Below are 14566 nucleotides of genomic sequence, written 5' to 3'. Positions count from 1 at the left end.
CAGGTGCCACTGCGCGGGCGCACGGTGAAGCAGCAGGACGCGCGCACCGGCCTGCTGCTCCTCACCCCGACCCTGGTGATCGTGCTCGCGGTCGTGCTCGTGCCGCTGGCGTGGTCGGTGCTCATCGCGTTCCAGCGGGTCCGGCTGATCGACGTCGGCCGGATGGGGCTGTTCGACAGGTTCACGCTCGACAACTTCGCGCGCGTGTTCGCGTCGGACGTGCTCTGGGAAAGCCTGCGCACCACGGTCTTCTACACCGCCGGCTCGACGTTCGTCGCGGTCTCGCTGGGGCTGATCGCGGCGCTCGCGCTGCGCAGGCCGTTCCCCGGCCGGGGTTTCGTGCGCGCCGCGATGCTCATCCCCTACGTCGCACCGGTCGTCGCCGTCACGTTCGTCTGGAAGGTGCTGCTGAACCCCGAGTTCGGCATCGTCAACAGCTGGGGGAAGCAGCTGTTCGGGTGGGACGACCCGATCGCGTTCCTCTCGCAGGCGCGCGGTGAGATCACGCTGTTCGGGCTCGACGTCCCGGTGCCGACCGCGCTGCTGACCGTGATCGCCTTCGAGGGCTGGCGGTACTTCCCGTTCGCCTTCCTGTTCCTGCTGGCCAGGCTGTCGGCGCTGCCCGGTGACCTGGAGGAGGCGGCGACGGTCGACGGCGCGACGCCGACGCAGCGGTTCCGGCACATCGTGCTGCCGCAGCTGATGCCGGTCATCGCCGTGCTCGTGGTGCTGCGGACGATCTGGACGTTCAACGAGTTCGACGACATCTTCCTGCTCACCGGCGGCGCGGCGGGCACCGAGGTGGTGAGCGTGCGGGTGTACGAGCTGCTGACCGTGCAGCGGAACGTCGGCGCCGCCGCGGCCCAGTCGGTGCTGCTGGCCGCCGTGCTGGTCGTGCTGCTCGGCGCCTACCTGTGGTTGCTGCGCCGCCGGGAAGGAGCGAAGCCGTGACGTGGACGCGTGACCGGGTGGAGCGGGCCGTGCTCGGCGTCCTGCGCCCGGTGGTGATCGTGTTCTTCCTGGTCGCCACCCTGCTGCCGTTCTACTACATGCTCATGCTGTCGCTGCGGCCCATCGAGGACCTGTTGCGGCGGCCCGACTCGCTGTTCCCCGACCTGGGCGGGCTGACTCTCTCGACCTACGCCGACGTGCTGCGGCCGGTCACCGAAGGCGGCCAGGGCTTCCTCAGCCTGCTGGGCAACAGCGCCGTCGTCGCGTCCGCGTCGGTGGTCGTGGCGCTGGCGATCGCCATCCCCGGCGCGTACGCCGTGAGCAGGCTGGAGTTCTTCGGCCGTCGACAGGTCAGCTCGCTGTTCCTGGTCGTGTACCTGTTCCCGAGCATCGTGCTGGCGATCCCGCTGTTCGTCATGCTCACGCGGATGCAGCTGCGCGGCTCGCTGATCGGTCTGGTGCTGGTGTACATCGCGCAGACCGTGCCGGTCGCCATCTACATGCTCAAGAACTACTTCGAGACGATCCCGCCGAGCGTCGAGGAAGCGGGCCTGGTCGACGGGTTGAGCCGGGTCGGCGTCATCCGCCGGATCAGCCTGCCGCTGGCCCTGCCGTCCGTCATCGCGACCGGCATCTTCGTGTTCATGATCGCCTGGAACGAGTTCCTGTTCGCCCTGCTGTTCCTGGTCGAGCGGCGGGACCGGTGGACGGTGTCCCTGGGTCTGGCGCAGCTGTCGGGCAGCATCGAGGTCTCCACGACCGTGCTGATGGCCGGGTCGGTCGTCATCACGCTGCCGATCGTGCTGCTGTTCTTCCTGACCGAGCGGTTGCTCTCGCAGGGTCTGACCAGCGGTGCGGAGAAGGGGTAGGCCGCGCGAATGGCGTTCACGGCGTCACCGGGGGAAATCCTGGTGCTCATCCGGTCCGGGCGGGTGAAGACCCGGCGCGACCTGCAAGAACTCACCGGGCTGTCCCGCTCCACGGTGGCCCTGCGGCTCAGCCAGCTCATCGCCGCGGGCTACATCCGCGCGGTCGAGCAGCGGCGAGGCACCGCGGGCAGGCCCGCCGAGGTGCTGTCGTTCGAGGAGGACGACAAGCTCGTCCTGGCCGCCGACCTCGGCGCGACGCACGCCCGGTTCGCGTTGACCGACGCGGGAGGCCGGATGCTCGCCGAGCGCACCGAGGACCTGCTCGTCGGGCAGGAACCCGACGTGGTGCTGAAGACCGTCGTGCGGCGGTTCCGCGACCTGCTCAAGGACGCGGGACGGGACCGGGCCCAGCTCGCGGGGATCGGCGTCGGCCTGCCCGCTCCCGTCGACTTCCGCAGCGGGCGGCCCGTGCAGCCGCCGATCATGCCGGGCTGGCACGGGGTCGCGGTGGCGAAGACGCTGTCCGACGCGCTGGGCTGCCCGGCGTTCGTGGACAACGACGCCAACCTGCTGGGCCTGGGCGAGGTCCGCGAGCGGTACCCGGACGTCGACAACCTGCTGTTCGTGAAGGTGGGCACGGGGATCGGCGCGGGCGTCATCCTCGGCGGCCGGCCCGAACGGGGCGCGACCGGGCAGGGCGGCGACATCGGGCACATCCGGATCTCCCGACCGGTCGACGGCGCGCGGTGCCGGTGCGGCGCCACGGGCTGCCTGGCGGCCCACGCGAGCGGCACGGCGCTCGCCCGCCAGCTCACCGAACGCGGTATCGAGGCGCGGACCAGCCGCGACGTCGTCCGCCTCGTGGACGAGGGCAACCCGGACGCCGTCACGCTGGTCCGCGACGCCGGCCGGTTGTTGGGCGAGGTGCTGGCCACCGCGGTCGCCTTGCTCAACCCGACCGTCGTGGTGATCGGCGGCGACCTCGCGCTCACCCGCGAACACCTGCTGGTGGGCGTCCGCGAGCGGCTGTACGAGCGGACCGTGCCGGCGCTGACCAGCAGCATGGCCGTGGTGGAGAGCCGGCTCGGCGACCGGGCGGGTGTGCACGGCGCCCGGCACATGGTGATCGACCAGGTCTTCTCGGCCGAGGCCGTGGACGCCCGGCTGCTCCCCGAACCGGCCTGACGTGCGTTCCTCCCTCTCGACCCGGGCGATCACCCCAAGGAGAGCGATGCCTGCCGACACCCCTGCCGTCACGCGGACCACCTGCGCCGGAAGACCGGCGTGGCTGCTGAGGACCGCCCGGAACGCGATGCTGCTGTCCGTCGCGGACGGCGGCGCGTTGATGCTCGACCACTGGGGCGGTGACGGCGGTGGCCTGGGCGGTGACTCGTACCTGCCGCACACGCCGTGGAACCGGCCGTCGCAGGCCCACTTCATGGACGGCGTCCCGCTCGCCTGCTCGACGTACGGCGACCGCGCGTACAAGGAACCGGGCCTGGTGGTGGCACGGGAGGACGGATCGTCGGTGTCCCGCCTGACCTGGCGCGAGGACCGGATCGAGGACGACGTCCTCACGCTGGTCTTCGAGGACGCCGGTCTGGTGGTGGAGCACCGGTTCGCGGTGCTCGCCGAGCACGGCATCGTCGTGCGGGACGTGCGGGTGCGCAACCGCGGAACGAGCCCGCTGCGGCTGGAACGGGTCGCGAGCGCGGTGCTCGGCCTGCCACCGGCCCGCTACGAGTCGTGGACGCTGAACGGGCGGTGGGGCGACGAGTACCAGCTCACCCGGCGCGAGTTGGCGGCGGGCAAGGTGGTGGTCGGCAGTCGCCGCGGGTTCACCAGCCACGAGGCCAACCCCTGGTTCGCCGTCACCCGGGCGGGCGAGGACGGGCCGGTCTGGTTCGGCGCGCTGGCGTGGAGCGGCAACTGGTCCATCGTGTTCGAGACCGAGCGCAACGACGCGCTGCACGTGGTCGCGGGCATCGACCCGTTCGACTCCACGTGGCACCTGGAACCGGGTGAGGACTTCCGCACGCCGTCCCTCGCCTGCGGCTACACCGACGACGGCCTGGACGGCGCGGCGCGCGTGCTGCACCGCTACCAGCGTGAGCACGTGCTGCCCGCCCGGCACCGCCGCACGCCGCCTCCGGTGCACTACAACACCTGGCTGGCGACGGCGTTCGACGTGGAGGTCGGGCACCAGATCGAGCTCGCCACCCGGGCGGCCGAACTCGGCGTCGAGCTGTTCGTCGTGGACGACGGCTGGTTCGGCGCGCGCAACGACGACCACGCCGGCCTCGGCGACTGGACGGTCGACCCGGCGAAGTTCCCGCAAGGGCTGGCGCAGCTCGTCGACGAGGTGCACCGGCTGGGCATGCGGTTCGGGATCTGGCTGGAGCCGGAGATGGTCAACCCGGACAGCGACCTGTTCCGGGCACACCCCGACCGGGTGCTGCACCTCCCCGACCGCGAACCCACGATGTCGCGCAACCAGCTCGTGCTGAACTTCGCCAGGCAGGACGTGCGGGAAGCTGTCTTGTCGCAGCTCCGCGCGCTGCTCACGGACCACCGGATCGACTTCGTCAAGTGGGACCACAACCGCCCGTACACCGAGGTCGGCTGGCCGCAGGCGCCACAGGAGCGGCGACGCGAGGTGTGGGTCCGCCACGTGCGGGGCGTGTACGAGGTGATCGCACGGCTGCGCGCGGAGTTCCCCGACCTGATGATCGAGACGTGCGCGGGCGGTGGCGGCCGGGTGGACCTCGGCATCCTCGGCCTGACCGACATGGCGCAGGTCAGCGACAACACCGACCCGGGCGACCGGCTGCGGATGCAGCACGGCTTCAGCCGGGCCTACGCGCCGAGGGCGATGGTCGGGTGGGTGGCCGACACCCCGGAACCGACCACCGGCCGCACCACCCCGCTGGACTTCCGCTTCCACGTCGCCATGCAGGGCGTGCTGGGCATCTCCGGTGACGTCCTGGCGTGGAGCGAGGGCGACCGTGAGCGGGCCCGTGAGCTGATCGCCGAGTACAAGCGGCTGCGGCCGACGATCCAGGACGGTGACCAGCACTGGCTGGTCGCGCCGTCCGACCACGAGCCGTGCGCCGTGCAGTACGTGTCCCGTGACCGCGGCGAGACGGTGGTGTTCGTCTACCAGGTGCGCGGTGTCGCGGGCGAAGGTCCGCGCCGGATCAGGCTGCGCGGGCTGGACGCCGAGCGGCACTACCGGCGTGAGCACGACGGGGTGATCACCACCGGGGCCGCGCTGATGGCGGTGGGCCTGTCCTCGGCGTTCCCGCCACCGCCGCCACCCGGGCACACCGAGGACTGGCGCAGCCGCGTCGAGCTCTGGCAGGCCGTGGAGGAGGACCGGTGAAGGTGGCGTTGATCGGCACCGGCTACATCGCCGGACGGCACGCGGCGGCGTTGACGGGACTGGGCGCCGAGATCGTCGGCCACGTGAGCCGGTCCGGCGCGTCGGTCCCCTGGGGTGGTCGTGCGTACCGTGACACGGCGGACTTGCTGGCGCACGAGGACGTGGACGCGGCCTGGGTCTGCGTGCCGCCGCACGCCCACGGCGACATCGAGCACGCGCTCATCGACCGCGGCGTCCCGTTCTACGTCGAGAAGCCGATCGGCAACGACCTCGACGTGCCGCGCCGCATCGCCGCTTCCATCCACAGTGGACTGATCGTCGGCGTCGGCTACTACTGGCGTGGTCTCGAGGTCCTGCCGGAGCTGCGCCGGATGCTCGCCGAGACGCCGCCGCACCTGGTGCGCGCCGCCTGGCACGGCCTCGTCCCGCCGGTGCCGTGGTGGCGGGTCGAGGCGGAGAGCGGGGGACAGGTGGTGGAACAGGCCACCCACCTGTACGACCTGGCCCGCTTCCTGCTCGGTGAGGCCGACGTGGTCCACGCCGTCGCGCGGCACTCGCCCGATCCCGACCACCCGGACCTGGACGTGGCCACCGTCAGCGCCGCCACCCTCGCGTTCGACTCGGGGCCGCTGGCCGTGTTCACCGCGACCTGCGTCCTGCACGCCACGGTGGACGCCGGCATCGAGTTCCACTGCGAGGGCCGCAAGCTGACGCTGACGAACAAGGTGCTGCGCCGCGAGGACGCCGACGGCAGCCACGAGACCCCGATCGGCCGCGACCCGCTCGTCATCGCCGACGAGCGGTTCCTCGCCGCGGTGCGGGAGCAGGACCCGAGCCGGCTGGTGTGCGACTACGCCGACGCGTTGCGCACGCAGGAACTGTGCTGCCGGGTGCGTGACGCGGCCAAGGAAGGCTGAGCGACGCGCCGCGAAATCATGCACGGACAGTGATCAATTCGATACTCTGCGGAGGTGACGAACCGGCCGCCCCGCGATCTCGTGCTGTGCTGTGCCCTGGTTGCCCTAGTCGGCTGCGGAGCCCCGGCGGAGTCCGCCTCACCGACGGCGACGACCCCGCCCTCGACCACCGCACCTGCCTCCTCCTCGACCGCGCCCCCGAACGCTGGACCCACCGACGACGCCTGCGTCGAGAACCGGAACAAGGGTCCGGTGCGCCGGAGCGGGCTGCCGCTGAAGTTCGGGCTGGGCCTGGACATGGACTGCGGGCGCACCACCCGGCAGGCGCGGGACCCGGGCGCCGACGTGTCCGTGATGCTCCCGGGGCGGCTGGTCGTGACGTCCTCGGACCCCCGTGCCGGCGTCGCCTGGGTCGACGGGCTCGGCAGGGAGGACTTCGACCGCTGCGCCGCCCTGGCCGACACCGACTACCTGCGCGAGGTCGACGGGCTCGACCGGCAGGCGGGCGACCGCGAGCTCTGCGTGCGCACCGGTGAGGGCAACCTGGCGATCCTCCACCCGAAGTCACCCGTGGTCGAGGGCGGGCCGGGCCTCGACCTGACCTACGCGATCCGGTACGAACCGTGACGCGGCCCGACGAGACGACCGTGACGGGGTCCGAGGGAACCGCGTGTCCCTCCGGCGGGGTCGCGATGCGGGCGCTGAGGAGAGTCGCGATCTACTTCGCCGCCGCGGCGGCGGCCATCGCGATCGCGGCCGACCTGAGCGGACTGTCGCAGTGGTACGAGTCCCACGGGAAGAACACCGTCACGGCGGCACTGGGCGCCTTCGCGGCACTGGCCGCGTTGGTCATGCTGGGGAACCACGCGATCACCAAGCGGGACGGCGGCGAGGGGTTCTTCGCCCGGCGCGGCAGAGCGGTCGAGTTCGGCCTCCTCCTCGTCGTGTCCCTCGGCATGTTCGGCATCCGGATCTTCGACCCCCAGACCGACGAGCCGCCGATCGTCGCCGAGGGGTTCACCAACCTGGCGAACGCGCAGGGCATCGACCTCGACATCGGGCAGGCGAGGTTCCAGGACGTCCCCGGCGTCGACCTCAGCCCGTCCGCGACCGGACAGCAGCTGAACGCCATGACGCACGGGTCGCCCCGGTTCGCGGTCGCCGGTGACGGCGGGGGCTCCGACTTCGAACGGTGTTCCCGCATCGCGGCCGACGCGTGGTCGAAGGTGTTGCTCGACGCGTACGACCTGCGTGTCGGCGGAACGCTGTGCGTTCGCACCGACCAGGGCAACCTCGCCGCCCTCTCGCTCACGCACGTCCCGTCGGCGGCCGAGCAGCACATCGCCTTCACCTTCACCACCTGGCAAAGCGCCAGGCAGTCGCCCTAGTACTGCGACGGCACTCAGGTGAGCGGGCAGCCGCGTCGTGCGTCCATCCAGGAGCGTCGTGAGCGCGACGTGATCGTGCGTGCCGTGGCCCTGCAACGTTTTCCGAGACCTGGGTGAACGCATGCGACGAAGATCGACCTTCTTCGCGCTTTCGCGAGAACTGTCGGACCCTTGTGGCACCCTCGCCTGGAAACGTCCTCGAGGGAAAGCAGTGACATGACCGACCGTTCCCTTCTCGGCCCCGACGGCAGCGCGCTCCCACTTCCCCCGGATCCCGTGAGCCCGGTGCCGGACGAGGTCGAGCGCGGGCTGGCGGCGTACCGGGCAGGTGACCTCCCGGCAGCGCGGGCGCTGCTGACCACGCTCGCCGGCGCGGGCCGCACCGCCTCGTCCGGTCATGCGGCGATGGCGTTGGCAGGCCTGGAACTCCGGGAGGGTGGGCTCGACGGCGCCTGCCGGACGTGGCTGGAGCAGGTGGCCGCGGGAGAAGATCCGTGGCTGGGCCCGTTGGCCGCGGTGATGCTCACCCCGGCCTTCGGGGACTACTCGTCCTCGACCTCCGGCGAGGTGCTCCTGCGGAACCTCGCGGCGCAACTCACCGGTGATCCGGCCACCGCCCGGACCGGGTTCGAGGAGGCCGTCGAGGTCGACAACGACGCGGGGACGCGGGCCGTGGCCTGTCTCCTGCTCGGCAACCTGCTGCTCCAGAGCGGAGAAGAGACCGCGGCCCTGAAGCTGTTGACGGACGTGAAAAAGATGTCCGGTGACGTGTCCGCGGACTATGCGCGTTACCTCGAAGGCCACGTGCTGATCGGGCAGGGCAAGAGGAACGAGGCGGCCACCGTGCTCCAACGCGCGCACCGCGAGTCCCACCCGGCCAGGGACGGCGACAAGGGCCTGTACCCCTGGATCGCCCTGCGGTTCGGCGAGCTGCTGGCCGGCGACGCCCTCGGCCTCGACCTCGTCTACGACCAGGTGGAAGCCGCCGGCGTGAGCGAGGGCGACGTGGTGCGGCAGCCGTTCGAGTCCGCCATGTACCAGAAGGAGATCAGCAGTCCTTCGCTGGTCGACGTCGGCTTCAACCTGTTCCCGGCGGACTTCGAACCGGTGCACGCGGGCCTGGAGCGCCTGAAGACGTGGAGCGACGAACGGTACGAGCGCGCCCGCCGGCTCGTCCTCGCGCTCTACGTCCACGTCGAGGACAGCCGGGACGAACCTCGCACGGGAGGGTTGGCGGAGCTGCGGCAGAAACTCGACCTCCCCGTGCCGCGCTGAGCAGGCCGGCCGCCGTAGACGTGCTCGACGGCGAGGTTCCGGGACGGACGAGCCCGGTCCGGGAGGCGGTCCCGGCGGCGTTCGGTGGGACCTGCCCGCGGTGTCACAGAATGGTGGTGGCCGGTGTCCAGTGGGGGACAGACGGAAGCGACCAGACAGGAGCCACCCGGGCATGAGCGAGGAAAGCCGTCCGGACCCCGCCACCGAGGCGTTCGTCACCCACCGCAACCTGCTCTTCACCGTCGCCTACGAGATGCTGGGCTCGGCGGCGGACGCGGAGGACGTCCTCCAGGAGACGTGGCTGCGCTGGGCCGGCGTCGACCTCGGCGCGGTCCGCGACCAGCGCGCGTACCTGGTCCGCATCACCACACGTCAGGCGCTCAACCGGCTGCGCACGCTCGGCCGGCGCAAGGAGTCGTACGTCGGCCCGTGGCTGCCCGAACCGCTGCTCACCGCGCCCGACGTGGCCGAGGACGTCGAGCTGGCGGACAGCGTCTCGATGGCGATGCTGCTGGTGCTGGAGACGCTGGCGCCGGTCGAGCGGGCGGTGTTCGTGCTGCGCGAGGTGTTCGACCTCGACTACGACGAGATCGCGCAGGCCGTCGACAAGACGCCCGCCGCGGTCCGCCAGATCGCGCACCGGGCACGGGCGCACGTCGCCGCGCGCCGACCGCGCGACATCGCGTCACCGGCCGAGACCAGAGCGGCGCTCGACGCCTTCCAACGGGCGGTCAAGACCGGTGACCTCCAGGGCCTGATCGACATCCTCGCCCCGGACGTCGTCATGCTGAGCGACGGCGGCGGCGTCAAGCAGGCCATGCCGAAGCCCGTCCTGGGCGCGGACCGGGCGGCTCGCGTGCTGGCCGGCGGGATCACCAAGTTCAGCGCCCGGATCTCGTTCGAGCAGGTGCAGGTCAACGGCTGCCCGGCCCTGATCATGCGGCTGGACGGCGAGATCGACGGCGTCCTGGCGATGCGGATCGAGCACGGCCTGATCAACGGGGTGTACTACGTGCGGAACCCGGAGAAGCTCTCGCGCGTGGAGCAGGAGACCGCCGTGACCCGCTGATCAGGCCGTCGAGGCACCTACCAGCCCAACGCGTACGGCGAGCACCACCTCGCCATGGCGTTCGAGCAGACCCTGCACGCCGAGTACGGCCTCGGCCGGGGAGTGGTGCCCTTCCTGCCCGAGAACCTGCCGGTCCGACCCGCACCGGCGACAGCGCACCGGGAGGTGGGGCGGCTAGTACACGACGTGCTTGCCGCCGTCGACGATGACGGCCTCACCGGTGACGAGGTCCATGGTCAGCAGCCCCAGCACCGCCTGCGCCACGTGCCGGGGCTCGGCGGTGCGGTGCAGCGGCACGGTCCGCCGCTCGGCCTCCGCCCGCTCCGCGAAACCCGCCTCGCCGTGCAGCGACGTCTGCCAGCGCGTGGCCACGGTGCCGGGGGCGACGGAGTTGACCCGCACGTCCGGCGCGAGGGCCACGGCGAGGTTGCGGGTCAGTTGCAGCAGGGCGGCTTTGCTCACCCCGTAGGCGATGGACGACCCGCCGGCGCGGTAGCCGGAGATGGACGCGACGTTGACCACCGCGCCGCGGGCCGCCCGCAGGTCGTCGGCGAACGCGCGGGTGACGCGGAGCGGGCCGACCACGTTCACGTCGAGCACGTGGTGGAACACGTCGTCGGTGAGGGCGTCGAGGTCGGCGTGCGGCACGGCCCGCGTGGTCCCCGCGTTGTTGACCAGCACGTCGACCCGCCCGAACCTCGCCCGCACCCGATCGGCCAGCGCCCGCACCTGCCCTTCGTCGGCCACGTCGACGCGTTCGGCGACGGCCTCGCACCCCACCGCGGTCAGCTCCGCCACGGCCGCTTCCGCGTCGTCCTCGGACCGCGAGTACGTCACCACGACCTCGCGGCAACCCCCGCCGACCAGCGCGAGCGCGGTGGCCCGGCCGATGCCGGTGCCGCCGCCGGTGACGACGGCGACGGTGTCGTGCAGGTCCATTCAGCTCCTCCCGATCCCGCGCAGGGTGGCGGTCACCCCGTCGTTGTCGATCCGGCGCACCGCGTCGGCCAGCAGCGTGCGGAACACGCGCGACTGGCGCAGGGGGAGCGGCAGGGTCATCACGCGGAAGTTCTGCTGGTGCAGGAAACCGGCGACGGCCACGCAGATCAGGCGCGGCTCGACGCCCGCCACCAGCAGGTCCACCGCCGGGTCGAGCAGGCGTTGCGGCAGCTTGCGCTGGGCGTCGGTGGCGATCTGGTCGAGCCGGTGGGCGATCCGCGGGTTGGCCAGCCGGGTGAGCAGCGCCTCGACCGCCCGTTCGTCCGGACACGTGCCGAAGCGGCGCAGCGAGGGACCTGTCTCGGTGCGCAGCAGGCGCTCGGCGTAGTGCGCGAACTCGGGGCGCGCGAGCGCGTCCGCGGTGCTCGTGCACCCGGCGAGCAGCCCGAGGTGGGCCAGTGCCGAGTGCGTGCCGTTGACGAGGCGCAGCTTCGCGGCCTGGCGCGGCGCGATGTCGGTCACCAGTTCCGCGCCCACCTCGTCCCAGGCCGGGCGTCCGGCGGCGAAGGAGTCCTCCAGCACCCACTTGCGGTGCGGTTCGCCGACCACCGCGGCGCGGTCCTCCAGCCCCAGCGCCTCCGCGACGCGCTCGATGTCGTCCTCGGTGGTCGCGGGCACGATCTGGTCCACCACGCTGGACGGGAACCGCACGTGCTCGTCCACCCAGTCGACGAGGTCGTCCTCGCCGCGCCGGGCGCAGAACTCGCGCACCAGGCCACCGACCAGGTGGCCGTTGTCGGGCAGGTTGTCGCACGACACGACGGTCACGCCGGGGTGCCCGCGCTCACGGCGGCGACGCAGCCCGCCGACGAGCTGCCCGACCGGCGTGCGCGGTGGTCCGCCCGCCAAATCGGCCGCCACGTCCGGGTCGTCGGCGCGCAACCGCCCGGTGGCCGGGTCGTGCCGGTACCCGGCCTCGGTGACTGTCAGCGTCACCACCCGGGTGTCCGGTTCGGACAGCACGGTCGCCAGCCGGTCGGGCTGCTCGACGGCCAGCAGCACCTCCCGCACGCTGCCGACCACGCGCAACCGGTCGTCGCGGTCGCCCCGCTCGGTGACGGTGAACAGGTGGTCCTGCTCGACCAGCGCGTCGCGCAACCGCGCGTTGCGCTGCGCCACCGCGCAGATGCCCCACGGCCCCGGCGACACCCGCACGGCCTCCTGCGTCAGCACCGCCTGGTGCGCCCGGTGGAACGCGCCCAGTCCGATGTGGACGATGCCGACCGCCGCGCGGGGCAGGTCGGCCGCGAACCGCTCGGGCAGGCGTGCGGCGGACAGCCGGGGCCGGCTCACCGCGCGGCCTCCCCGGTGTGGTCGGAGGCGGCGATGTCGACGTCCTTGCCCTCCTTCGACAGCAGGAACGCCACGAACGACACGGCCGCCGTGCCGATCATCCACAGGGCCACCGGCCAGCCCCGTCCACCCGCCTGCGCGACCAGCGCGGCGGCCACCAGCGGGGAGAACCCGGCCAGTGCCGCGCCGATCTCGCGGGACGCGGCGAACCCCGTGTAGCGGACCCGCGCCCCGAACAGCTCGGCGTAGAACACCGGCTGCACGGCGATCATCGGCGCGAAGCCGAACGCGGTGGCCACCACCAGCGCCAGCCAGATCAGCACGGGCTCGCGGGTGTCGAGCAGCAGGAAGAACGGGAACGCGAACGCCGCCGTGAACACCACGCTGAACAGGTTCAGCGGACGCCGCCCGATCCGGTCGGACAACGCCCCGTACACCGGTTGCAGCACGATCACGACCAAGGTGAACGCCACCACGCCAGTGAGCGCCACCCAACGCGGAAGCGCCAGCGACTTGGTGATGTAGGCCAGGCTGTAGGTGGCGTAGATGTACACGACCGCGGTGTCGCAGATGTGCGCGCCGATCCCGATCAGGAAGTTGCGCGGGTAGCGGCGCAGCGCCTCGAACACGGGCAGCTTCACCGTCGTCCGCTGCCGGACCATGCGCTGGAACACCGGTGACTCGTCGACCCGCAGCCGCACGTACAGCGCGACCGCGATCAGCACGAAGCTGAACAGGAACGGGACGCGCCACGCCCAGTCCAGCACGGTCTGCCGGGGCAGCGTCTCGACCAGCAGGAACACCGCGGTCCCCGACAGCAGGCCGATCTGGACGCCGGTCTGCGCGAACGACGTGAAGAAGCCTCGCCGGTGCGGTGGCGCGTGCTCCGCCAGCAACGTCGACGCGCCGCCGAACTCCGCGCCCGCGCCGAGGCCCTGGCACATCCGCAGCACCGTCAGCAGGACGGGCGCGGCGATGCCGATGGAGTCGTAGGTCGGCAGCAGGCCGATCAACCCGGTCGACACGCCCATGACCACGGTGGTGATCACCAGCGTGGCCCGGCGTCCGATCCGGTCGCCGAGGTGGCCGAACACGAACCCGCCCAGGGGGCGGACCGCGAAACCGACGCCGAAGGTGGCGAACCCGACGATCACGCCCGTCGCCGGGTCGGCGGTGACGAAGAACAGCTCGTTGAACACCAGCGTCACGGCGAAGCCGTAGATGAAGAAGTCGTACCACTCCAACGCGGTGCCGACCACGGACGCGCCCACGACCCGGCGCAGTCGCCGTCCCCCGGTCCGGTCACTGCGCTCCGGGGTCAGCTCGGCCGCGGTGCTGTCGGCGGCTCCGGTCATGTCGTCTCCTCCTTCGCCCCGAGGAGACCGTGCAGCTCGTGCCAGGTCTCCTCGGGAATCGGGATGCCGTCGCGCAACCTGGCGCGACGGGTGCGTGCCTCCGGTTCACCCGGCACCAGCACCTCGGTGCTGCCCTCGGCGGGCGGGGTGCGGTTCAGCTCCTGGCAGAACAGCTCCGCCTGCTCGCGGAACCGCGCGACCGGGGTGAGCGAGCCGATGTCGATCGCCACCAGCACCGTGCCGAACCCGCCGCCGTAGCCGGGGAGGCTACCGATGCCCATGCCGGTCAGCAGCCCGGCGACCACCTCGATCAGCACGCTCAGGCCGTAGCCCTTGTGCCCGCCGAACGGCAGCAGCGCGCCTCCCGCGTAGAAGTCACCGGGCTCGGTGCTCGGTCGGCCGCGCGCGTCGAGCACCAGGCCCTCGGGCAGGCGCTCGCCGCGGTCGCGGGCCACCGCGAGCTTGCCCTCGGCCACGCCGGAGGTCGCCCAGTCCACCACGATCGGCGGCCGGCCCGACGCCCGTGGCGCGGCCCAGGCGAGCGGGTTGGTGCCCAGTTGCCGGGTTCGCCCGCCGAAGGGGGCGACGCTCGGATCGGCGTTGCCGAACGCGAGCGCGACCAGGTCGTGCTCGGCGAGGAAGCCGACGTACTCGGCCAGCCTGCCGACGTGGTTGCAGTCCCGGATCACCGCGACACCGCTGCCGTGGGTGCGGCCGAGGGCGCGCAGCTCACGGGTCGCGGCGCCCGCGGCGATCCGGCCCAGGGCGCGGTTGCCGCGGACCACGACCGAACCGGGCCGGGGGTGGTCCACGTCGGGGCGGGCGCGCGGGTCGATCCGGCCGTCGCGGATGCGGGCGACGTAGTCGACGAGCCGCCGCACGCCGTGCGAGTCGTGGCCGGTCAGGTTCGACTCGACCAGGGATTCCGCGACGGTCCTCGCGTCGACGAGGGTCGTCCCGGCGTCGAGCAGGACGCGCACCGCGAGCTTCACCAGTTCGCTCGATGTCACCTTCATATGTTCCGCCTGACGGAACGGAGTTCCATCGCCATGGCCCCACGATGGCACG

13 protein-coding genes are annotated in these 14566 nt (G+C 72.1%); 9 read left to right on the top strand and 4 right to left on the bottom strand.

What is annotated here, in order from left to right; all coding sequences use genetic code 11:
• The first annotated feature begins 3 nt into the window (after positions 1-3).
• From OQ02_RS31840 to OQ02_RS31800, 9 genes are all read left to right on the top strand, one after another.
• Complete coding sequence (locus tag OQ02_RS31840) at positions 4-951, top strand: carbohydrate ABC transporter permease (protein ID WP_197043588.1); 948 nt, start codon at positions 4-6, stop codon at positions 949-951.
• Positions 948-1820, top strand: a complete 873-nt coding sequence (locus OQ02_RS31835; RefSeq protein ID WP_033442348.1) for a carbohydrate ABC transporter permease — start codon at positions 948-950, stop codon at positions 1818-1820. The genes OQ02_RS31840 and OQ02_RS31835 overlap by 4 nt, the downstream gene beginning before the upstream one ends.
• 9 nt (positions 1821-1829) lie before the next feature.
• Positions 1830-3005 (top strand): ROK family transcriptional regulator, encoded by a 1176-nt coding sequence (locus OQ02_RS31830; protein ID WP_033442347.1) that lies wholly within the window; start codon positions 1830-1832, stop codon positions 3003-3005.
• A gap of 46 nt (positions 3006-3051) precedes the next feature.
• The gene (locus OQ02_RS31825) at positions 3052-5202 is read left to right on the top strand and encodes an alpha-galactosidase (RefSeq protein WP_081916085.1); all 2151 of its coding nucleotides are present in this window, start codon (positions 3052-3054) and stop codon (positions 5200-5202) included.
• Positions 5199-6119: a Gfo/Idh/MocA family protein gene (locus OQ02_RS31820; RefSeq protein WP_033442346.1), complete on the top strand. Its 921-nt coding sequence runs from the start codon at positions 5199-5201 to the stop codon at positions 6117-6119. Before OQ02_RS31825 ends, OQ02_RS31820 begins: the two co-directional genes overlap by 4 nt.
• A gap of 252 nt (positions 6120-6371) precedes the next feature.
• Positions 6372-6746, top strand: coding sequence for a hypothetical protein (locus tag OQ02_RS31815; RefSeq protein ID WP_033442345.1), 375 nt, complete (start codon positions 6372-6374; stop codon positions 6744-6746).
• Between the two features lie 20 nt (positions 6747-6766).
• Positions 6767-7507 (top strand): hypothetical protein, encoded by a 741-nt coding sequence (locus tag OQ02_RS31810; RefSeq protein WP_156077443.1) that lies wholly within the window; start codon positions 6767-6769, stop codon positions 7505-7507.
• A 216-nt stretch (positions 7508-7723) separates the two neighbouring features.
• Positions 7724-8782 (top strand): tetratricopeptide repeat protein, encoded by a 1059-nt coding sequence (locus OQ02_RS31805; protein WP_156077442.1) that lies wholly within the window; start codon positions 7724-7726, stop codon positions 8780-8782.
• A gap of 172 nt (positions 8783-8954) precedes the next feature.
• Positions 8955-9851, top strand: a complete 897-nt coding sequence (locus OQ02_RS31800; RefSeq protein WP_033442342.1) for an RNA polymerase sigma-70 factor — start codon at positions 8955-8957, stop codon at positions 9849-9851.
• A gap of 174 nt (positions 9852-10025) precedes the next feature.
• Here OQ02_RS31800 and OQ02_RS31795 read toward each other — a convergent pair whose 3' ends face one another.
• From OQ02_RS31795 to OQ02_RS31780, 4 genes are read right to left on the bottom strand one after another with little or no spacing between them, the layout of a single operon-like run.
• Complete coding sequence (locus tag OQ02_RS31795; RefSeq protein WP_033442341.1) at positions 10026-10790, bottom strand: SDR family NAD(P)-dependent oxidoreductase; 765 nt, start codon at positions 10788-10790, stop codon at positions 10026-10028.
• Positions 10791-12143 carry a mannitol dehydrogenase family protein gene (locus OQ02_RS31790; protein WP_051773043.1) on the bottom strand — a complete coding sequence of 451 codons (1353 nt, stop codon included), beginning with the start codon at positions 12141-12143 and terminating at the stop codon, positions 10791-10793.
• Positions 12140-13498: an MFS transporter gene (locus OQ02_RS31785; RefSeq protein WP_033442340.1), complete on the bottom strand. Its 1359-nt coding sequence runs from the start codon at positions 13496-13498 to the stop codon at positions 12140-12142. Before OQ02_RS31785 ends, OQ02_RS31790 begins: the two co-directional genes overlap by 4 nt.
• Positions 13495-14508: an Ldh family oxidoreductase gene (locus OQ02_RS31780; RefSeq protein WP_197043587.1), complete on the bottom strand. Its 1014-nt coding sequence runs from the start codon at positions 14506-14508 to the stop codon at positions 13495-13497. The genes OQ02_RS31785 and OQ02_RS31780 overlap by 4 nt, the downstream gene beginning before the upstream one ends.
• Between the last annotated feature and the right edge of the window lie 58 nt (positions 14509-14566).

Source organism: Saccharothrix sp. NRRL B-16314 (genome assembly GCF_000716595.1).
Lineage (GTDB): Bacteria > Actinomycetota > Actinomycetes > Mycobacteriales > Pseudonocardiaceae > Actinosynnema.
The sequence above is the reverse complement of the archived record's forward strand: the minus strand, read 5'-3'. Positions and strand labels throughout refer to the sequence as shown.